The sequence below is a fragment of the Thalassobellus sediminis genome, assembly GCF_044386045.1.
Classification (GTDB): domain Bacteria; phylum Bacteroidota; class Bacteroidia; order Flavobacteriales; family Flavobacteriaceae; genus Thalassobellus; species Thalassobellus sediminis.
The window spans coordinates 106,288-126,347 of the sequence record NZ_JBISCD010000039.1 but is presented as its reverse complement, the minus strand read 5'-3'; the positions used below and the strand labels follow the sequence as shown (position 1 = coordinate 126,347).

At 30.6% G+C, this 20,060-nt stretch carries 18 protein-coding genes; 5 read left to right on the top strand and 13 right to left on the bottom strand.

Annotated elements, in window-relative coordinates:
* Positions 1-79: 79 nt before the first annotated feature.
* Genes ACH5TW_RS05290 through ACH5TW_RS05275 form a run of 4 tightly spaced genes read right to left on the bottom strand, consistent with a single transcriptional unit; the run spans position 80 to position 2,773 of the window.
* The gene (locus ACH5TW_RS05290; protein WP_439335449.1) at positions 80-796 is read right to left on the bottom strand and encodes a pirin family protein; all 717 of its coding nucleotides are present in this window, start codon (positions 794-796) and stop codon (positions 80-82) included.
* A 48-nt stretch (positions 797-844) separates the two neighbouring features.
* Positions 845-1,717: a pirin family protein gene (locus ACH5TW_RS05285; protein ID WP_439335448.1), complete on the bottom strand. Its 873-nt coding sequence runs from the start codon at positions 1,715-1,717 to the stop codon at positions 845-847.
* A gap of 52 nt (positions 1,718-1,769) precedes the next feature.
* Positions 1,770-2,207, bottom strand: a complete 438-nt coding sequence (locus ACH5TW_RS05280) for a MarR family winged helix-turn-helix transcriptional regulator (RefSeq protein ID WP_439335447.1) — start codon at positions 2,205-2,207, stop codon at positions 1,770-1,772.
* Between the two features lie 35 nt (positions 2,208-2,242).
* The gene (locus ACH5TW_RS05275) at positions 2,243-2,773 is read right to left on the bottom strand and encodes an NADPH-dependent FMN reductase (protein ID WP_439335446.1); all 531 of its coding nucleotides are present in this window, start codon (positions 2,771-2,773) and stop codon (positions 2,243-2,245) included.
* Between the two features lie 174 nt (positions 2,774-2,947).
* Here ACH5TW_RS05275 and ACH5TW_RS05270 point away from each other — a divergent pair, with 174 nt between their 5' ends.
* Positions 2,948-4,576 (top strand): acyl-CoA carboxylase subunit beta, encoded by a 1,629-nt coding sequence (locus ACH5TW_RS05270; RefSeq protein WP_439335445.1) that lies wholly within the window; start codon positions 2,948-2,950, stop codon positions 4,574-4,576.
* Positions 4,577-4,624: 48 nt separating this feature from the next.
* Here the strand turns inward: ACH5TW_RS05270 and ACH5TW_RS05265 are convergent, their stop codons facing one another.
* The 8 genes from ACH5TW_RS05265 to ACH5TW_RS05230 all read right to left on the bottom strand — a co-directional run bounded on the left by ACH5TW_RS05265 (position 4,625) and on the right by ACH5TW_RS05230 (position 15,461).
* Complete coding sequence (locus ACH5TW_RS05265; protein WP_439335444.1) at positions 4,625-8,107, bottom strand: DUF2135 domain-containing protein; 3,483 nt, start codon at positions 8,105-8,107, stop codon at positions 4,625-4,627.
* A gap of 163 nt (positions 8,108-8,270) precedes the next feature.
* Positions 8,271-10,034, bottom strand: coding sequence for a signal peptide peptidase SppA (gene sppA / locus ACH5TW_RS05260; protein ID WP_439335443.1), 1,764 nt, complete (start codon positions 10,032-10,034; stop codon positions 8,271-8,273).
* 53 nt (positions 10,035-10,087) lie between these two features.
* Entirely contained in the window at positions 10,088-11,158 is a 1,071-nt protein-coding gene (locus ACH5TW_RS05255) for an AMP-binding protein (protein ID WP_439335442.1), read from the bottom strand.
* A 12-nt stretch (positions 11,159-11,170) separates the two neighbouring features.
* Positions 11,171-12,148, bottom strand: coding sequence for a CPBP family intramembrane glutamic endopeptidase (locus tag ACH5TW_RS05250; RefSeq protein ID WP_439335441.1), 978 nt, complete (start codon positions 12,146-12,148; stop codon positions 11,171-11,173).
* A gap of 3 nt (positions 12,149-12,151) precedes the next feature.
* The gene (locus tag ACH5TW_RS05245; RefSeq protein WP_439335440.1) at positions 12,152-13,189 is read right to left on the bottom strand and encodes an o-succinylbenzoate synthase; all 1,038 of its coding nucleotides are present in this window, start codon (positions 13,187-13,189) and stop codon (positions 12,152-12,154) included.
* Positions 13,190-13,669, bottom strand: a complete 480-nt coding sequence (locus ACH5TW_RS05240; RefSeq protein ID WP_439335439.1) for an MBL fold metallo-hydrolase — start codon at positions 13,667-13,669, stop codon at positions 13,190-13,192.
* Between the two features lie 42 nt (positions 13,670-13,711).
* Positions 13,712-14,614, bottom strand: coding sequence for a 1,4-dihydroxy-2-naphthoate octaprenyltransferase (gene menA, locus ACH5TW_RS05235; RefSeq protein ID WP_439335438.1), 903 nt, complete (start codon positions 14,612-14,614; stop codon positions 13,712-13,714).
* Between the two features lie 7 nt (positions 14,615-14,621).
* Complete coding sequence (locus tag ACH5TW_RS05230; protein WP_439335437.1) at positions 14,622-15,461, bottom strand: 1,4-dihydroxy-2-naphthoyl-CoA synthase; 840 nt, start codon at positions 15,459-15,461, stop codon at positions 14,622-14,624.
* Between the two features lie 115 nt (positions 15,462-15,576).
* Between ACH5TW_RS05230 and ACH5TW_RS05225 the strand changes: the two genes are divergently transcribed.
* The gene (locus tag ACH5TW_RS05225; protein WP_439335436.1) at positions 15,577-16,737 is read left to right on the top strand and encodes a C1 family peptidase; all 1,161 of its coding nucleotides are present in this window, start codon (positions 15,577-15,579) and stop codon (positions 16,735-16,737) included.
* A gap of 171 nt (positions 16,738-16,908) precedes the next feature.
* A complete protein-coding gene (locus ACH5TW_RS05220) occupies positions 16,909-17,079 on the top strand; it encodes a hypothetical protein (protein ID WP_439335435.1) in 171 nt (56 codons plus the stop codon).
* Between the two features lie 104 nt (positions 17,080-17,183).
* Here ACH5TW_RS05220 and ACH5TW_RS05215 read toward each other — a convergent pair whose 3' ends face one another.
* Entirely contained in the window at positions 17,184-17,849 is a 666-nt protein-coding gene (locus ACH5TW_RS05215) for a uracil-DNA glycosylase (protein WP_439335434.1), read from the bottom strand.
* A 61-nt stretch (positions 17,850-17,910) separates the two neighbouring features.
* On the opposite strand from ACH5TW_RS05215, the gene ACH5TW_RS05210 reads away from it, so the two are divergent.
* Together ACH5TW_RS05210 and ACH5TW_RS05205 are read left to right on the top strand one after the other, a co-directional pair.
* On the top strand, positions 17,911-19,404 hold the full coding sequence (locus ACH5TW_RS05210) for a YfcC family protein (RefSeq protein WP_439335433.1): 1,494 nt from the start codon (positions 17,911-17,913) through the stop codon (positions 19,402-19,404).
* Positions 19,405-19,496: 92 nt separating this feature from the next.
* On the top strand, positions 19,497-20,039 hold the full coding sequence (locus tag ACH5TW_RS05205; RefSeq protein WP_439335432.1) for a DinB family protein: 543 nt from the start codon (positions 19,497-19,499) through the stop codon (positions 20,037-20,039).
* The last annotated feature ends 21 nt before the right edge of the window (positions 20,040-20,060 follow it).

Here is a 20,060-nt window from a genome sequence, read left to right as displayed (position 1 = left end):
AATATCGTATTTTTATACAAAAAAGCACCTAAAATAGGTGCTTTTTGCAATCAATATAATTTATGTGTATTCTTTTCTATTAATTCATAGGAACTTCTATGATAATTAACTCAGCATTTTTAGTTGCTTCTATTAATATGCTATCCGTTTCTGAAACACCAATAGCATCTCTTTCTTGTAACTTATTATCAGCTACAGTAACTTCTCCATCTATAACAAACGCATAAAACCCATTATTTACATCTTTAGATTCCAATGAGATGGAACGACCTGCATCTAAATCTGAACGATAAATATAGGCTTGTTGACTTATTGGCAATGCATCTCCTTCTAATTTATCTTTAGGTGCAACAACAGTTTGAAGCTTGTTTTTTTGATTTACACTCTCAAACTTTCGTTGCTCATAATTTGGTATTACACCCATTTCTTCTGGGATAATCCATAATTGTAAAAAGTTTGTTTCATTAGTTTTACTATCATTGAATTCTGAATGTGTTAAACCTGTACCCGCACTCATTACTTGCACTTCTCCAACTTCAATAGCACGTTTATTCTGCATGCTGTCTTGATGAGATAAAGCACCTTTTAATGGAATAGAAATAATTTCCATGTTTTGATGCGGATGTGTTCCGAATCCCATTTTTGGTTGTACTAAATCATCATTCAACACTCTTAGCATTCCAAAATTCATACGTTCTGGATTTTGATATCCTGCAAAACTAAAACTATGGTACGATTTTAACCAACCATGGTTTGCATAACCTCGTGTATCTGCTTTGTGAATTATTGTTTTCATTAAAAATATTTTTTATACCTACAAGGCTTTTAAAACCTTAAAGGATAATTAACTTACTGGAAGAAAGCCCATTTTACCTGCCTGATAATCGCGCATAGCTTCCAAAATTTCTGTTTGCGTATTCATTACATACGGTCCGTAAGTTGCTACGGCTTCGTTAAAAGGTTCTCCAGATAAAAACAACAATTTACTATCTGCTTTTGCTTCAATTACAATACCTTCTCCGTCTTGATTACATGTTATTATTTGATTTTTATCTAGCTCTAACATTTCAGAGTTATTTACTAAAACACTTCCATTAACTAAATATAACATAGACTGATGTGTTTTTGGTATTTCAAGATTATAAAGACCTCCTTCTTTAGCATCTATAACAAAAGCATTTACTGCTGTTTGAGTTTGAATACGTCCATAAACAGCTTGTAACTCACCTGCTACAATTTTAATATTAACTTTTTCATCTTCAGAAGCAACCACTCTAAAATCTTCACTTTTAACATGCTGATAATTAGCAGGAATCATTTTCTTTTCAGCAGGTAAATTCAGCCATAATTGAATTCCTTCTATATACCCTCCTTGTTTCACAAAGTCTTTTGAAGGTCCTTCGGCATGAATAACACCTCGTCCGGCTGTTGTCCACTGTACATCACCTGCCTTCACAATACTTTCATTTCCTAACGAATCTCTATGTAATTGCTCTCCTTGAAATATAAAAGTAATGGGTTCAAAACCACGATGTGGATGCGGCCCCAAATCAAAAGGATTTTGATCTTTTGAAATATGATAAGGTCCGTAATGATGTAATAATATAAATGGATCTACCATATCAATATTCTGAGTTGGTAGTGGTTGTCTTAATCTTATAGGGCCCATATTTACAAAATCGCTACGCCCTACTGATTTTATTGTATTTGTTTTCATTTTATTTCTTTTTAGTATTTATTTTCCATGGAAAATAAATATGTAAATTTTTTTATCTTATTTTATCTAATAAATTACTTAACTGAATAGCTTCTGCTTCATTTAAGTTTTCTAAAAGGTCGTCTTGAAAGTTTATAGAAATAGCTTCCAAAAGTTCTAAACCTTTTTTAGTAATTTCTATATGTACTACTCTTCTATCTCCCGGACAAGGTAATCTATTAATTAACTCTTTATCACAGAGCTTATCCATGAGTCGAGTAGCATTAGGAGCACGCTCAATCATACACTCCTTAATAGTTTGAACATTAATAGCTTCACCAGCACCTTTAAGAATTCTTAAAATATTAAACTGTTGTGGAGAAATTCCAAAAGGTTTAAAAAATGCATTTTGTTTACTACTTATCCAATTAGCTGTATAAATAATATTTAATAAAGCTTTTATCTTATTATTTACAAATTTTGAATTTATATCTTTTGAAAGATCTCCCATTTATCCAGTTTTCAGTTTAAATTCTAAGTTTTAAATTATAGTGCTTTCTGTAAAAGCTCTACTTGACTTTTTAATGCTGAATTTAACTCTTCATTGCTAATCTTTCCATCAGAAAAATTATCACCAAAAGATGGAAAAGAAAAATCTGAAACAATATTTCCTCCCATATAAGGAAAACGCCCTTTTGCTATTTCTAAAACTGTAGCACCTCCTCTAGCTCCTGGAGATGTTGCCATTAAAAGCATTGGTTTATCGCTCCAAAGCTTACCATCTATTCTAGACATCCAATCGAACAAATTTTTAAAAACTGTTGCATAAGCTCCGTTATGCTCTGCTAATGATAAAACAATCCCGTCAGACTTCTTTATAATATCTAAAAACTTCTGAGCATTATCTGGAATTCCATGTGCTATTTCATAATCAATTCCGTAAAGCGGTAATTCAAAATCATTTAAATCTAAAACGTTTGTATTTGCGTTTTCAACTAAACTAGCAGCATAAATAGCTAATTCTTTATTAATTGAATTTTTACTATTTGATCCTGCAAAAGCGATTATATTTTTCATGTGTTTCTATTTTTATAGTACAAATGTAAACAAAAAATATTTATATTCCAAGGAATATATTACCATGTAATATTGTTTATGATTTCATTAACATAGTATGAATTCAAATAATAAAATTCTTGTTTCACAGGAATGTCAACTTTTGTACATTAGCAACAAACTATTATTATATACATGGACATCAACTTCAATAAAAACGAAGATCATAACAAACTTTATATTTCCGAACTAAATAAACGTCTAACTAAAGTAAGTTTAGGAGGCGGAAAAAAACGTATTGAAAAGCTACACAGTAAAGGCAAAATGACTGCTAGAGAGCGTATTGATTATCTTTTAGACTCTAAATCTAAGTCTATTGAAATTGCTGCTTTTGCAGGAGAAGACATGTATACAGAACATGGAGGTTGTCCTTCTGGAGGTGTTGTTGTTAAAATTGGATATGTTAAAGGAAAGCAATGCATTGTTGTTGCCAATGATGCTACTGTTAAAGCTGGTGCATGGTTTCCTATTACAGGAAAAAAGAATTTAAGAGCACAAGAAATTGCTATTGAAAACAAATTGCCAATCATTTACTTGGTAGATTCTGCTGGTGTGTATTTACCATTACAAGATGAGATTTTTCCTGATAAAGAACATTTCGGACGTATTTTTAGAAACAACGCCATAATGAGCAGTATGGGAATTACACAAATAGCTGCAGTTATGGGAAGCTGTGTTGCTGGAGGCGCTTACCTGCCTATTATGAGCGATGAAGCTTTAATAGTTGATAAAACAGGAAGTATATTTTTAGCTGGAAGCTATTTGGTTAAAGCTGCTATAGGGGAAACTATAGATAATGAAACTCTAGGAGGTGCTACAACGCATTGTGAGATTTCTGGTGTTACCGATTATAAAGCTAAAGATGATAAAGACGCTTTAGATACCATCAAAAATATTATTGATAAAATTGGTGATTACGATAAGGCAGGGTTTAATAGATCGGAAACTAAAAAACCTAAAGAGAACCCTGAAGATATATACGGAATTATACCGAAGTCTAGAGCAGACCAATATGATATGTATGAAGTTATTAAACGCTTAGTTGATAACTCGGAGTTTGATGAATATAAAGCGGGTTACGGACAAACAATCATTACTTGCTACGCCCGAATTGATGGTTGGGCAGTTGGTATTGTTGCTAACCAACGTAAATTAGTAAAAACAAAGAAAGGCGAAATGCAATTTGGTGGTGTTATTTATAATGATAGTGCCGATAAAGCCACGCGTTTTATTGCTAATTGTAACCAAAAGAAAATTCCTTTAGTATTTTTACAAGATGTTACTGGCTTTATGGTAGGTAGCAAAAGTGAACACGGAGGTATTATAAAAGATGGTGCTAAAATGGTGAATGCAGTAAGTAATTCGGTTGTACCAAAATTCACTATTATTATAGGGAACAGTTACGGTGCTGGTAATTACGCGATGTGCGGAAAAGCATACGACCCTAGATTGATTGTTGCATGGCCAAGTGCAGAACTTGCTGTTATGAGTGGAAACTCTGCTGCCAAAGTACTTTTACAAATTGAAAAAGCTTCTTTACTAAAAAAAGGCGAAGAGATTACACCTGAAAAAGAAGCAGAATTATATAATAAAATAAAGGATAGATACGACAACCAAGTATCTCCTTATTATGCGGCTGCTCGTATTTGGACGGATGCTATTATCGATCCATTAGACACCAGAACATGGATTTCTATGGGTATTGAAGCTGCTAACCACGCTCCTATTGAGAAAAAGTTTAATTTGGGGGTTATTCAGGTTTAACTTAACAACAAAAAAACGAGTAACTTTTAAGTTACTCGTTTTTTTTATTTATATCCTAACTGTACCAACTTCTATTTCATCTTCTTCCTTATCGAGACGAAGTATTCTAACTTCTTTAGTTTCATTTTTTTGTCCATAATTAGTGAAAATAGTAACTTTTAAAGTTGTAGGTCCTGATATTTTTTGAACTTCGTGACCATAAAAGTCAACTAAAATTTCGTAATCACCTTTTGAAGCTTTCTTTATCATAAATTCTTCAGGTCCATAACCTTCCATCAAATCTTCTGATATTCGACCTCCATCTTTTGAACTTTTATTGCTAAATAATACTTTTTCTGAATTTGGATTCTCAACCCAAAGATCTAAATCTGTATTATCATGATTCCAATCAATTACGACTCTTATATCTACTTTAAACTCTTTTAATAATCTTTTTTGAATTTCACTCAAATTTAATTCACTTTCATATTTAGAAGCTAAATGACACGCTTCAACATAAGCAATATGTTCAATACCATAAAAGCGTTCTTCTTCATCTTTTTCTAATAGATTACCATCAATAATCTTATATAATAAATCAAAAGACTTTTGATACTCACCTATTTCTTCATATACCAACGCTAAATCTCTATGAGAATGTGGTTCTTCTGGTCTTAATTTTAAAACTTCCTCAAAAACATAAACTGCTAAATCATATTCTTTAAAGTATTCTAACTTATAAGCAAGTGCTCTTATTAATTCATGATTATCCAATTCAATTTCTATAAGATTGGTTACTATTTGAAGTGATAAACCTTTTTCATTTATAGAATCAAAATACTCAGCTACATCCATAAAAAATGTTGGCGTATTCTTATGTGTTTTTCTTAAGTTTAAATATTTTAAGTAAGCCTCATCTGTGTTTTCAGATTTAGCTAAATCAACTAAATAATCTGCATTTGGAGACCATGGTTTAAACTCAATCTCTTTATTAATTTTATTATTTAATTCTTCAATTTTTTCCTTATTTATATTTAAGCCATCTTTGGTTGTAATAAGAATAATGCCGTTTGATGCTCTACTTCCATAAATAGAACTTCCTTCTCCATTTTTTAATACTCTTATGGAATTTATAGCTTCTGTAGCTATACTTTTATATTCTTTATCAGAATAAAGTTCTCCATCTACTATATATAGTGGCTCTGAACTATTACTTAACGAGTTTAAACCTCGTATTGTTATAGATGGTCTTGCACCTGGTTGCCCTGAACTATTTTGAGTTTTGACTCCAGAAACACGGCCTTGTAAAGAACTAATCATAGAATTATTTAAAGCATTTTCTACACTTTCTAATTTTACGGTTGCAACCGAACCTGTTACATCCATTCTCTTTTGTGTTCCATAACCAACAACCACCACTTCATCTAATTGCGATTGATCTTCAGTTAATTTAATATTGATATTCTTATTGGAATTTAAAACCACCTCTTTACTAATAAAACCAATATAAGAGAAAGCTAAAACTTCTTCTTCTTCAGCATTTATAGAGTAATTACCATCAAAATCTGTTACCGCTCCTTTATTTCCTGTTTTAACATAAATATTTACCCCTGGAATCGGAGATCCATTAGTATCACTAACATTTCCTGAAACAATTCGCTTCGAAGTATCTAAAGTTCTTCTTGAATTAATTTCAGAAGTTGCGCTTATGTTTTCAGTTGTTTGAGTTTCTCCAGAGTTGTTATTAGTTGTTACCTGAGAATTGTTTTCTCGTTCAACATTATTTACTGGTTTATTTAAAACCGTTTTTTCTTTTACTAGTTTAGAGAAATCTGTATTATACCAATCAAACAAATCTATATAATCATCATATAAATCATCTTTTCTAGATTTAATATCTGCTAATCTTGACTGTTCTCTAATTTCCTCGGCTTTTACTAACTCTTTATATTCACTTTTCAATTCTGAAGGTGGCTCAATTTTATACCTAACATAATCCTCTATTCTATCAAGAATTATCATAGATGTATAAGAAGTAATAAGGTGATTTTTCTTTGCTAGCCTTATAATTTTGTTTTTATTCTCTTCAGAATTTGTATTTAGATTATTTAATTTTTCTTTAGCCCAAAGACGCTTTACCAAAGGGTTATTAACTCCTTTTTTTACATCAATTTTTATCGTATCACTTACCTTATTGTTAAACCCAAAAAGCAATTCTAAGACAGTATTATTTTTGAATTTACCAGACAATGAAAAGTCTTCATTCACATTCGTGTTTTTTAAAGGGTATACTTCGTAAGCATTAGTGTTTTTGGCAAACCCTAGAAATTGATAAACCTCATGTGTTATAGTTTTAAAAGCTGAATCAATAGACTGGTTGGTTAAATTGATATAATTAGCACCAGACTGTGTAGCTATTTGAGTTAATCTATCATGATTTGCTGATGTTACTGCATTTATGGTATAAATAGAAGTGTTATTGTCAATATCAAAATCTCCTAGATTAAACATACCATCAGTGAAGAACATATATTCCTCAGATTTATATTGGTTTAAGTTTTTAAAAGAAGTACCTCCATCATAAATCACACTTTCTAACTCTTTTTTAAGTTTTGACCAATCACCTTTTATAATTTCAAATGCTTTTTCCTGTTTCACTTTCATATTAAAAACAACAAGATTGATTTTTACATCTTTTAAATGATTGAAGTATTTTTCCAAAAGCGCCATTTCTTTTTTAATGTTTCTGAATTGCATTGAATAAGATGCATCCCAAAACATCGTTACAGTTTTTGGCTTGGTTTTTAATTTCTTTTTAGGCTCAAACGATTTATAAAAATTAAAGTAACTATTGTAAGTAGTAACACTTTGTCCATTTTCCAAAGGCATAGTAATAGTAATTGATTCTTTTGGAATAAAATTCTCGTCTTTAAAGAATGCTATTCTACTCCCTTTCTTGCTTAAAAATTTAAGTGATTTATAGTGTTTATTTTCAATTAAGTGAGCATTTTTCTTATCATGAACTACTATTTCAAGAGAAAATTTAGACAATGATTTTGTAAATTGTAGCGGTAATAAATAATTATGCTTTTTATTATTTACTATAAGCACTTGCTCGTATGTTATTTCTAATTCTTTATAACCTTTAGGAGGAATTGGATACACTCTAGCTTTATAGTTGTTCCCTTTTGTCATTTCTAATAAACCAGGATCAATTGTTTGTCTAATTGTATTTTCATAAGCTACTCTACCAAGTTCTTTCTCTACTATTACAGCATGTCTCAATTTGCCATTTACATCCATAGCAAAATCTGTAACAGATTGTCCTTGACCTAAAGGAAATGCTAATTCTCCTTCAAGAATTCTATTTGTACTATTAAAAAATTTCATATTGTAAGTTGTTAATGCTACATTTCCTGTAATATTAACTTTTACATGAAGCTCTGATAATTTAAGGGTTTTATTGTCTTTTAATTTTACTTCTGGAATATTTTGAGCTGATAATGTGCTAAAGCATATTAAACTAATAAAAAATAGAATGTAGCGTATCATAATAGTCGATTTTTAAGTTTAGCATAAAACTAAACCTAACTACTCTATTTTAAAACCACCAATGAGTGAAGTACCTTTTTGAATGAGTGAAAGCATAAAAAAAGAGACTTTTATAAAAAAGTCTCTTTTTAGTTATTAAGATCCCTATTTTCACAGGAATTAATTATTTTATATCCGTACCAAAAGGAAACAATAATTGTACGCCCTTTTTCTCTGATATTCTTTTTACTTGTTTAAGCATTTTATAATTTTCTTCGCCTAATTCTTCTTTTAGAAGTGTTTCTTTAGCCTTTACTAAGCCAAAATCTTGTAATATTTTATCTATATCTTTTTCAAAAACAGGAAATTCTTTAATTTTATAATCCTGTATTTCGGCTGCTTCAGCTGCATATTTTAAAGCTAAATCTAATCCGCCTAATTCATCAACCAAACCATTTTTTAAAGCATCAGCACCTGTCCAAACACGCCCTTGTGCTATATTCTCAACCTGCTCTCTAGTTAGATTTCTTCCATCTGCAACACGTTTTGTAAATAAACCGTAAACATCAATAATGCCTTCTTTAATAAACGCGCGTTGTTCATCATTTAAAGGTTCGAAAAAACTATATGAAACCGCATTTTTATTGGTAACGACTTGTTCTGCATTAATACCTATATTATCAGCTAACTCCTTTCCGTTTGGTAACATACCAAATACACCAATACTTCCTGTAATAGTTGTTGGTTCTGCAATTATTTTATTAGCATTAGATGCTATATAATAACCGCCTGAAGCTGCGTAATTACCCATAGAAACGATAACAGGTTTTACTTTTTTAGTTAATTCTATTTCTCTCCAAATTAATTCACTTGCAAGCGCACTTCCACCGGGAGAATTAATGCGTAATACAATAGCTTTTATCTTATCATCGTCTCTTGCCTTTTTAAAAGATTTACTCATGCTACCTTGTCCAACATTGTTCTCATCGCCTTCTCCATAAATAATATCTCCTTCGGCATAAATAACAGCAATCTTATTTTTACTTGAATTTGCTTTTAGTTTAGAAGCTACTAATTCGGCATAATCAGCTATTTCTACGGTTTTTAAATCATCAGCTAAATCTACACCAATAGTTTTTTTTATTTCATTTATATACTCGTCATGATAAACCACTTTATCTATAAGTCCTGAGGTTTCTGCTAAATTTGAATTTCGAGCCAGCAAACTATCGGCAATAGTATTCAAACGTTCTTCAGAAATATTTCGACTTAAAGAAACATCATGCTTGATCTCATTCCAAAGCGAATTTAAATACACCGTAATTTGCTCTCTGTTGTTATCACTCATTTCATTTGCTAAAAAGGGTTCAACAGCACTCTTGTACTTACCCAATCTAATCACTTCCATCTTAACCCCTGTCTTCTCTTGAAAGTCTTTAAAATATAAACGTTCAGAAGACAATCCTTTAAATTCAAGCATCCCAACAGGATTCATATAAATAGTATCTGCAATCGAACTTAAATAGTAATCTTTTTGGGTATAAATATCGGCGTAAGCCACAATAAACTTACCTGATTCTTTAAACTTAATTAAAGCGTCTCTTAATGCCTTTGTTTGTGAAATACCTGCATCAATAAAGTTATTATCTATTGAAATACCTTTAATTTTATCGTCGATAGCTGCGTTATTGATAGCATCAATAATATTGAAAAGTCCATTTTTTTCATCGTGATCTAAAACTGGAAAATCTTTAAAAACAGCTTTACTTGCATAATCTTTTATAGGGAAATCTAATTTTAGTTCTAAAATTGAATTATCCTTAACATGAACAAGTTCTTCAGAATTTGACCCCAAAAGTGCTCCTAAGAAAATTAATCCGAAAAAACAGATGATTAGAAATACAAAAAGGCCTGTAATGGTTGATAAAACACGCTTAATAAAATTCATAATTACTAATTTTCTATTGGTAGTAAAATAAGATAAAACGTTACAGTTTTAATTTAAAAACTGATAGCTTCTAGAGTTTTGGTTCTATGAATCTTTCCTGAAGATGTTTCGATAAACTTATCTATTACAAATACCTCTTTTGGTTTTTCATATTTTCCTAAAGATTCAAAAACCGACGGATCTAGATTATTTGATTTACTTTCTAAAACCAAAACCAATTTATCGCCTAAAGTATCATCTGGTATAGATGTAATAAAAAATTGTTCTTTTATTTTGCTTCTAAGATTTTTTTCTATTTGTTCTGGATATAGTTTAATACCTCCAGAATTTATAACATTATCAAATCGTCCTAACCAATCAAAACTAGTATCTGAATGAATTTTAACCAAATCGTTAGTCACTATTTTTTCTTCAGAAAGATGCGGTGCATTAATAACCAAACAACCTCTATCATCTGTAGAAACCTTAATATCTGGTAAGGTATTAAAACTAGAATTTAAGTCTGTGTCTTTAAAATTATTCAACTTTCTTACCGCTATATGAGACACCGTTTCTGTCATTCCATAAGTTTCATATACATTTGGTTTTTTATTTTTAATAGACTCAATGATGGCTTCAGAAACCTGCCCGCCACCAACAATCACCGTTTTAATACTCTTTAAATACTTGGCAAAGTATTTAAGTTGCATAGGTGTGAACGCACAAAAATCATAATCTTTTTCGTAATCTATTTGTGGAAGTGCTGTAGGTTGTACCATATCTAACTCTAAACCGAGTACAATAGCCCTAACAATCATCATTTTACCAGCAATGAAGTTTGAGGGCAAACAATTTAATATTTTATCTCCTGGTTTTAACTTAAAAAAATCACCTGTAGCTATAGCAGAATTAACCATAGCTTGTTTTTGTATCTTTATATTTTTAGGTTTCCCTGTAGACCCAGATGTTTTAACTATAATATACTCATGTCTATCTAACCAATCTAGTAAAAAATTCCCCAATTCTTGCTGATAAGGCAAACCTTCTTTCACATAGCTATATGCAACTTCCATAAGGTCTTCATACTTATAACTTAAATTGTCTAACTTAAATTTTAAATGTACATTGGTATAATTTGGTATCATAATTTATATAATTTATTTCTGAAAATCGCTTCCTATTTCGTCAATAAATTTATAGTTTTCTTTCGGTGGTTCCACTACTTTTCCTAATAATTTATCTTTCCAGTTGGTCCATTTATATATTTTAGAAAGAATAAATAGTAAAATTGGAAAAACAACAAAAACAGGAACAAAAATTTCAGAAATTCCCATTTCTGAAGGATTAGACATATCTTTTAAAATAGAATGTGTTTGAAATGCTGTCCAATCTGCTGTTACTAAAAGTGCTGTAAACAAATTATTAGCGGCATGAAACCCTAGCGAAAGCTCTAAACCTTCATCCATTAAAGTCATAATTCCTAAAAAGAAACCAGTACCTATATAATAAACCATAATAATTGGCCCTAACTTTTCTACCTCAGGATTCATGATATGCATTAAACCAAATCCTACTGAGGTTATAAAAAGAGGCGCCCATTTATTTCTAAATATTACGCCAAGTCCTTGCATTAAATAGCCTCTGAAAAAGTACTCTTCAAAGCTTGTTTGAAGCGGTATTAATATAATAGCTATCACGCAGAGTATTAAAAACGGTTGTAACTGAAAGTTTATTTGATAATCATCTGGAGTTGCATAATATTCAATTAAAACAAAACTACTTGAAATTACTCCCCAAGCTATAAACATTACCCAGAAACGTTTCCAATCTATCGTCTTTCTTGAAGTAGTTAAATTAGTTATAGATAATTTATGTAATACCTTTGAAGATAAAAAAACTCCAAATAAACCAAAAGCAAAAGAAAGCAACATTAAAAATAAAAACAAGTTATTCCCCAAGACTTCACTCATTTGTGTTACCGTAGTAGGCATCTCTCCAGTTCCCATTACTTTAATCACAAGAAAACCCCCTAAAGGAATCATACCAATAAGTTGCCAAGTGAAAAATATAATACCCAAACCAATTAAATACCGCCACCATTCGTGTAAACCTTTAAACGCTTGTGCTATATACATATCTTATAAATTAAATTTCCAATTATTTTTGTTATTATACTGCAATGTACCTTTTTTTACCTGTAAAGGTGAATCAAAGTTATTAGTAAACAAACCTCCTGTTCCTAATCCTTGAGGTAAATTACTTTGCTTCATATAGGTATATTGAGCAATAGCATTAAGCCCAATATTACTTTCCAGTGCACTGGTAATCCACCAACCCATTTTATTCTTTTCAGCTATTTTAATCCATTCATTACTGCCTTTAAATCCGCCAACCAAACTGGGTTTTAAAATAATGTATTGCGGATTTATAGTTTTTAGCAATGTTTCTTTATTTACTACATAAAAAATGCCTATTAATTCTTCGTCTAAAGCAATTGGTAAAGGCGTGTTTTTACATAAGCTTGCCATAGCTTCTATTTGACCTTGTTTTATAGGTTGTTCAATAGAATGCAAATCAAAATCTGATAATATTTTTAATTTCTCTAAGGCTTCAGAAGGTAGAAAAGCACCATTGGCATCAACACGCAGTTCTATATCTTTTGAAGAAAATTCATTTCTAATCGATTTTAGAATATTGATTTCTGTTTGAAAATCGATGGCTCCAATTTTCATTTTAATACAAGTGAAACCCGCTTCTATTTTTTCAACGATTTGTTGTTTCATAAAAGCTTCGGTTCCCATCCAAATGAGACCATTAATAGAAATTGAATCTTGACTTTTGGTGAATTTTGAAGGAAATAATTCAAATTTATTTTGACTTTCTAAAGATTTGAAAGCCATTTCCAATCCAAATTGAATACTTGGGAACTCTATTAATTCGTCTAATAAAACCTCCAAAGCTAAATTTATGTTTTGGCAAGTCCATTTTAGCTTTTCTTCATAATCTATTCTATCATCAACAGACAAACCTCTAAACAAGCCACACTCACCTACGCCTTGTTTTTCTTTAGATTCTAAAATAAGAAACCACGTTTCCTTTGTTTTTAGTATGCCACGAGATGTGCCGCTAGCTTGTTTAAAATTGAGTATGTGTTTTTTATAAAAAGCCTTTATCATTTATAATTCTATAGACGCTCCAATTTCTAAAAGCATTAAATCTTTATCTTTTTCAAAGAATTTTCTTTTTGCTGCTTCATGATCTATTTCAATATATCCAAAGGTATCGTAATGGCAGCCTAAAATTTTATCACATGCAACAAAATCACTCGCCAATATAGCATTTACATATTTAACGGTTCCAAAATCAAAATCCCAAGTACCTCCATGATTCATTGGGTGACCTTCAAGTCCTAATTTACCAAAATGTGTTACAATCTCATAATTAGAAATAATAATAGCCTTAGTACGTTTCGCAATGGCTTCAACATCTAAAATATGATCTTGATGCGCATGTGTTACTAAAATATAATCGGCTTTAATTGTATTTATATCAATGCTAGAAGCATTTGGGTTTCCTGTTATAAAAGGATCGACAAGAATATTAACGTCATCTATTTGAATACCTAAACTAGCATGACCATAAAAAGTGATTTTCATAACAATGGAATTTAAAAGATTAAAATATGATAACTAAATATACTACAACAAATGCCCTATTCCCATTAAAATGGCTAATAAGACTGTTGTAAGCGCTAATTTCTTTAATTCAGGATCTAATAATTTTGGTTCTGTATTATTATGTACCTTTTTTAAATGAATTAATAAAGGAATATAAGCAATCACAAAAATTAAATTATAAGGTGATGTGTAATATAAAAGTCCGAATAAACTAGAAAGTACTATTGCTAAAATAATTAATGTTTTATGATACAATTTAGCATTTTTACTACCCAACTTTACTGCTAAAGTAATTTTATTTGCTTTAGTATCTGAATCAATATCACGCATATTATTAAGATTTAATACAGCTGTACTTAAGAAACCAATAGTTATTGATGGTAAAAAAACCACATGATCTATTTGTTTAGCATAAAGAACATAACACCCTATTATACTTACTAAACCGAAAAATATAAAAACAAAAACATCGCCCAAAGCCTTATACCCATATGCATTATTACCAACCGTGTATCTAATGGCAGCAATAACTGAGAAGGCCCCTAATAAGAAAAACAAAAGTGTTAATAATAAATGTTTTACCCCAAAAGCACTAAAGATTAATGAAACAGATAAACCTATACAGATTAAAACATTTATTTTAATAGCATTAAACATGTCTTCTGGTGTTATTTTACCAGATTGCAAAGCACGTTCCGGCCCTATTCTATCATCATTGTCTGTTCCTTTTACACCGTCTCCATAATCATTTGAAAGATTGGACAATATTTGAAAACTTAAAGTGGTTAAAATTGCTAAACCAAAAACTTTTAAATTAAAAACACCATTATATTCAGCAAAGCTAGAAGCCAATACAATACCTGAAATTGATAAAGGCAGCGTTCTTAAACGCATGGCTGAAATCCAAAGAAAAATATTTTTCATATGCATACTATGGAATCCATTTTTTTACAAAATCTGGCTTACGTTTTTCAAGAAAAGCGTTTCTACCCTCAACAGCTTCATCTGTCATATACGCTAATCGTGTAGCTTCTCCAGCAAATACTTGTTGCCCCACCATGCCATCATCGGTTAAATTCATAGCAAATTTAAGCATCTTAATAGAAGTAGGTGATTTTGCTAATATTTCTTGAGCCCATTCATAGGCTGTACTTTCTAACTCGTCATGAGGAATTACGGCATTAACCATACCCATATCAAAAGCTTCTTGTGCATTATAATTTCTTCCTAAAAAAAAGATTTCTCGTGCTTTTTTTTGTCCAACCATTTTAGCTAAGTAAGCCGAACCATAACCACCATCAAAACTCGTAACATCCGCGTCTGTTTGCTTAAAAATCGCATGCTCTTTACTAGCTAAAGTTAAATCGCAAACCACATGTAGACTATGCCCGCCACCAACAGCCCAACCAGGCACCACAGCAATAACAGCTTTTGGCATAAAACGGATTAAACGTTGTACTTCTAAAATATTTAATCGATGATATCCATCTTCACCTACATAACCTTGTTTTCCTCTTGCTTTTTGATCGCCTCCACTACAAAACGAATACACACCATCTTTAGTTGAAGGCCCTTCGGCAGACAATAAAACAACACCTATATTAACATCTTCATTAGCATCGTAAAATGCATCATAAAGCTCACTTGTTGTTTTTGGTCTAAATGCATTACGTACATTAGGTCTATTAAATGCTATTCGCGCAACACCATCACATTTTTTATATGTAATGTCTTCATATTCTTTAACTGTCACCCAGTTTACTTGGTCCATTTTATTTATTTTAGTCAAAAATAAATTTTATTTTATTAATAGCTATGCTTAATTTAAAATTTAAGCTTACAAATGATTTTCTTTAATAGATTTTAAATGATTTAATCTCCCCATAATGAAACACTTTTTATTTAATTTTTCACTTTTACTAACTACACTTTTTACTTTCTCACAAGAAACGACTTCACAAATTATATCTGGTTCTACAGAACAACCATATGAGTTTACAACTGTAATTGATTTAAAAACTTCTGCTGTTAAAAACCAAGGAAAAACACAAACATGTTGGAGTTTTTCAACATCTTCTTTTATTGAATCTGAAATTTATAAAAATTCAGAACAGGATATTGATATTTCTGAAATGTTTAATGTGAGAAAAACATATGAAGAAAAAGCATGGAATTATATAATGAGACAAGGAAAAACTCAGTTTAATGAAGGCGGGTTGGCACATGACGTTACCAATTCTATAAAAAAACACGGCTTAGTTCCTGAAACCGCTTACAATGGTTTTATGAATAATGAGAATAGGTATGATCATTCAAAAATAGTTTCTGACTTAAAAGTAGTTTTAGACGCCTATATTAAAAATGTAAAAGATTCTAAATACCCAAACTGGAAACAATCAACTGATTCTATTTTAAATCTATATATTGGAAAAACGCCTGAAACTTTCATTTATAATGATCAAAATTATACACCAAAATCATTTTTAGAAATGACAAAATTTAATCCTGATGACTATGTCTCTTTAACATCATTTACCCAAGTTCCTTTTTACTCTAAATTTATTTTAAATATTCCCGATAACTTTTCTAACGGTTCGTATTATAACGTCCCTCTAAATGAATTAGTTGAAATAACTGATTATATTTTAAAAGAAGGCCATACTATAGCTCTAGATATAGACATTTCAGAAAAAACTTTTTCACAAAAGTATGGAGTTGCTGTAATTCCGAAAGACATAGAAAACACAAAAAAATCGTTAACTTATATTGTGAAAGAAAATGATATAACTCAAGAATATAGGCAAGAAGAATTTGAAAATTATAATACCACTGATGACCATTTAATGCACATAACTGGTATAGTAAAAGATCAAAATAATAAAATGTATTATAAAGTTAAGAATTCTTGGGGATCAACAGGTAATAGAATAGGAAATGGTGGTTTTATTTACATAAGTAAGTCATATTTTAAACTTAAAACTATTTCTATTTTGCTAAAAAAGGATATACTCCCTAAAAAAACTTATAAAATTTTATCAAAATCTTAAAAACTACAAGCGTAATTTAAAGTTTTAATATAAATTAAAATTAAGTATAACTACTTATAGGCTTGTAGTCTTTTTTTTAGTAAATTTGTAGTGTTAATATTTTTAATCGATAAATAGTTGCATTTTATCGATTATTTATGTATTTTAGCAGAATATAAAATCCCAAAGCCTATGTTATTAACAATTACTATTTCAATTTTCACCTTAGTAGCAACTAACTTTTTACTTTTAATGTTTAGTTGTAATAAAATAGAAAAAAGAGCCAAAGTAGACAAAAAACCTTTTATACTTAGACCAGAACTACACCTCGAAGAATCACGTTTAGCGCCAACTGGTAGTTAATTTTTTTAACTAATATTTACAGCCAATAATAAGCTACATATATTTACATAAATATATGTTGAGGCTATTTTGTTTTATTTACTAACATATAATAGTAAATAAAACTACCAAGATATTAATTGTGAACCTAATTCGTTTAGAATCATATTAGTTTTACTAAAACACTTATTACCAAACCAATACCCTCTATTCGCGCTTAATGGAGATGGGTGCCCACTTGTTAAAACTTGATGCTTATTTGTATCTATCAATTTTGTTTTTTTCTTAGCAAAACCTCCCCATAGTAAAAACGTTATATTTTCTTTTTTATTACTTATTACTTCAATAACATTATCAGTAAATTGTTCCCAACCTTTTTTTTGATGACTTCCAGCTTCATGCGCTCTTACTGTTAATGTTGCATTTAATAATAAAACACCTTGTTTAGCCCAATGTGATAAATCGCCACTTTTAGGATACGGAATACCCATATCTGTTTCAAGTTCTTTAAAAATATTAACTAAAGACGGAGGATGTTTTACGTCATTATTTACAGAGAAACAAAGCCCATTCGCTTGACCAACATCATGATACGGGTCTTGACCAATAATAACAACTTTAACAGCATTAAAAGCACAAGAATTAAACGCGTTAAAAATTTCATTTTCAGGTGGAAAACATTGATTTGCATCATATTCAGACTCAACAAAATTTAATAAATCTTTAAAGTAAGATTTATTAAACTCATCTTGCAAATGCCTCTTCCAACTCTTTTCTATCTCTATATTCATTCGAAAAATTTAAAATCACACTAAAATAATACTATCTTTAATCCTAAAAAATATTTCAGACTTGAAAAAAATAAAATTCCCTACAGCCCAAACCATATTGCTCATAATTGCTGGCTTAGTAGCCATCTTAACATGGATTATTCCTTCAGGAAAATTTGATTCCTTAGCTTACAATAAAGACGACAATACATTCACCAAAACACATTTAGAAGAAACTACCTCTTTAGAAGCTACACAAAACACTTTAGACGCCTTAAACATTAAAATTCCATTAGAAAAGTTTACGAATGGCGATATTTGGAAACCTATTAGCATTCCAAACACTTATAAAGAAGTTGAAAACACACCACAAGGCGTCGCAGCATTTATACAATCGCCCATAAAAGGTATTATTGAAGGCGCCGATATTATTTTTCTAGTCCTGTTTATAGGCGGTCTTATTGGTATTATGAATTACACAGGCGCTTTTGATGCTGGTATTTCATGGCTAGCCGTTGCCTTAAAAGGGAAAGAATTTCTACTAATTATTCTTGTAACAATACTCATTGCCATTGGAGGTACCACTTTTGGTTTGGCTGAAGAAACCATAGCCTTCTACCCCATTCTTATTCCTATATTTCTTGCAGCTAAATACGATGCCATGGTGGCGTTGGCGAGTGTTTATATTGGTTCTTCAATAGGTACGATGTGCTCTACAACAAATCCGTTTAGTGCCATTATAGCTTCTGATGCTGCCGGTATTAATTGGACAACAGGTTTAACAGGGCGATTTGTTATGCTTTTTCTAGGAACACTTATTTGTATTATTTACATCATCAGATATGCACAGCGTGTCAAAAAAGACCCGTCAAAATCTGTTATTTTCGATCAAAAAGATACTATAGAAAAAATGTTTGGTAGCAATACCGACTCTTTAATTGTATTAACTACGCGCTTACGTGTTATACTTTTCATTTTCATTATGTGTTTTATCATCATGGTTTATGGCGTATCACAGTTAGACTGGTGGTTTATAGAAATGACCGCTGTATTTTTAGTCGGTTCTATTTTAATTGGATTCATAGCTCAAATAAACGAATACACTTTTGTTGACACCTTTATAAAAGGTGCTAGCGATTTGTTAGGTGTTGCTATAATAATAGGTATTGCCCGTGGCATAACAGTTTTAATGGAAAACGGACAAATAAGCGATACTATGCTGTACTATGCAAGTAATGCTACAAACGGCATGAATAAAGGTCTATTTATAAATGTGATGCTTTATATTTATGGAGGCTTATCCTTTTTTATTCCTTCATCGTCTGGAATGGCTGTATTAACTATGCCAATTATGTCGCCTTTAGCCGATGGCGTTGGTATTGGTAGAGAATTTGTTGTTAACGCCTATCAATATGGTATGGGTTTATTTGCTTTTATAAATCCTACGGGTTTAATATTAGCTTCCTTAGCTATTGTAAAAGTTGGCTATAACAAATGGTTGAAGTTTGTAATGCCGTTAGTAATTATACTTTTAGTATTTACTATGCTTGTACTTACTGTATCTGTGTATTTATAAATAGTTGCCATTCATAACTAAATTTTCACTACCCTAGAAAATGATTAAAAGAATGTTATATGTAACCGATAAAAAACAATAATTATAAACGCATGAAACAGATATTAATTCTGACTTTGACAATAATTTTTTCTTCATTTGCTTCACCAACAAGTGCACAACAAAATGATTTTATCAAAGACTATTTAGAACGATTAGAAAACTCTCGGAAATACTTGATTCTTGTTGCAGAGGAAATGCCAGAAGATAAATATGAATATAAAGCGTCACCAGAATCTAAAAGTTTTGCAGAAAATTTAATGCATATAGCCTGGGCAATGGATTGGCATAGTCAAACTTTAATAGGCGAACGTAAAGCAAGAGATTGGGAAACAGACACAGAACTAAAAGTTGACAATAAATCTAAAAAGGAAATGATTGCAACAATTGACAAAACATTTAATGAAACTATAAAATTAATAAGCGAATTTGATACTACTAAATTTAATGACAGGTTAGATTATTTAGGGTTAGATAGAACGAAAAGGCAAATCCTTCTATTACTTGCTGACCATATAACACATCACAGAGGGCAAATGCTTGTGTATATGAGACTGAATGATCTAAAACCTCCAAGATATGTTTTATATCAATAATTCAAACGGAGTAAAAACAAC

Excerpts from the sequence above, each read along its gene's own strand:
- ACH5TW_RS05290 (WP_439335449.1), bottom strand. The coding sequence starts at position 796 with ATGAAAACAATAATTCACAAAGCAGATACACGAGGTTATGCAAACCAT.
- ACH5TW_RS05285 (WP_439335448.1), bottom strand. The coding sequence starts at position 1,717 with ATGAAAACAAATACAATAAAATCAGTAGGGCGTAGCGATTTTGTAAAT.
- ACH5TW_RS05280 (WP_439335447.1), bottom strand. The coding sequence starts at position 2,207 with ATGGGAGATCTTTCAAAAGATATAAATTCAAAATTTGTAAATAATAAG.
- ACH5TW_RS05275 (WP_439335446.1), bottom strand. The coding sequence starts at position 2,773 with ATGAAAAATATAATCGCTTTTGCAGGATCAAATAGTAAAAATTCAATT.
- ACH5TW_RS05270 (WP_439335445.1), top strand. The coding sequence starts at position 2,948 with ATGGACATCAACTTCAATAAAAACGAAGATCATAACAAACTTTATATT.
- ACH5TW_RS05265 (WP_439335444.1), bottom strand. The coding sequence starts at position 8,107 with ATGATACGCTACATTCTATTTTTTATTAGTTTAATATGCTTTAGCACA.
- sppA (WP_439335443.1), bottom strand. The coding sequence starts at position 10,034 with ATGAATTTTATTAAGCGTGTTTTATCAACCATTACAGGCCTTTTTGTA.
- ACH5TW_RS05255 (WP_439335442.1), bottom strand. The coding sequence starts at position 11,158 with ATGATACCAAATTATACCAATGTACATTTAAAATTTAAGTTAGACAAT.
- ACH5TW_RS05250 (WP_439335441.1), bottom strand. The coding sequence starts at position 12,148 with ATGTATATAGCACAAGCGTTTAAAGGTTTACACGAATGGTGGCGGTAT.
- ACH5TW_RS05245 (WP_439335440.1), bottom strand. The coding sequence starts at position 13,189 with ATGATAAAGGCTTTTTATAAAAAACACATACTCAATTTTAAACAAGCT.
- ACH5TW_RS05240 (WP_439335439.1), bottom strand. The coding sequence starts at position 13,669 with ATGAAAATCACTTTTTATGGTCATGCTAGTTTAGGTATTCAAATAGAT.
- menA (WP_439335438.1), bottom strand. The coding sequence starts at position 14,614 with ATGAAAAATATTTTTCTTTGGATTTCAGCCATGCGTTTAAGAACGCTG.
- ACH5TW_RS05230 (WP_439335437.1), bottom strand. The coding sequence starts at position 15,461 with ATGGACCAAGTAAACTGGGTGACAGTTAAAGAATATGAAGACATTACA.
- ACH5TW_RS05225 (WP_439335436.1), top strand. The coding sequence starts at position 15,577 with ATGAAACACTTTTTATTTAATTTTTCACTTTTACTAACTACACTTTTT.
- ACH5TW_RS05220 (WP_439335435.1), top strand. The coding sequence starts at position 16,909 with ATGTTATTAACAATTACTATTTCAATTTTCACCTTAGTAGCAACTAAC.
- ACH5TW_RS05215 (WP_439335434.1), bottom strand. The coding sequence starts at position 17,849 with ATGAATATAGAGATAGAAAAGAGTTGGAAGAGGCATTTGCAAGATGAG.
- ACH5TW_RS05205 (WP_439335432.1), top strand. The coding sequence starts at position 19,497 with ATGAAACAGATATTAATTCTGACTTTGACAATAATTTTTTCTTCATTT.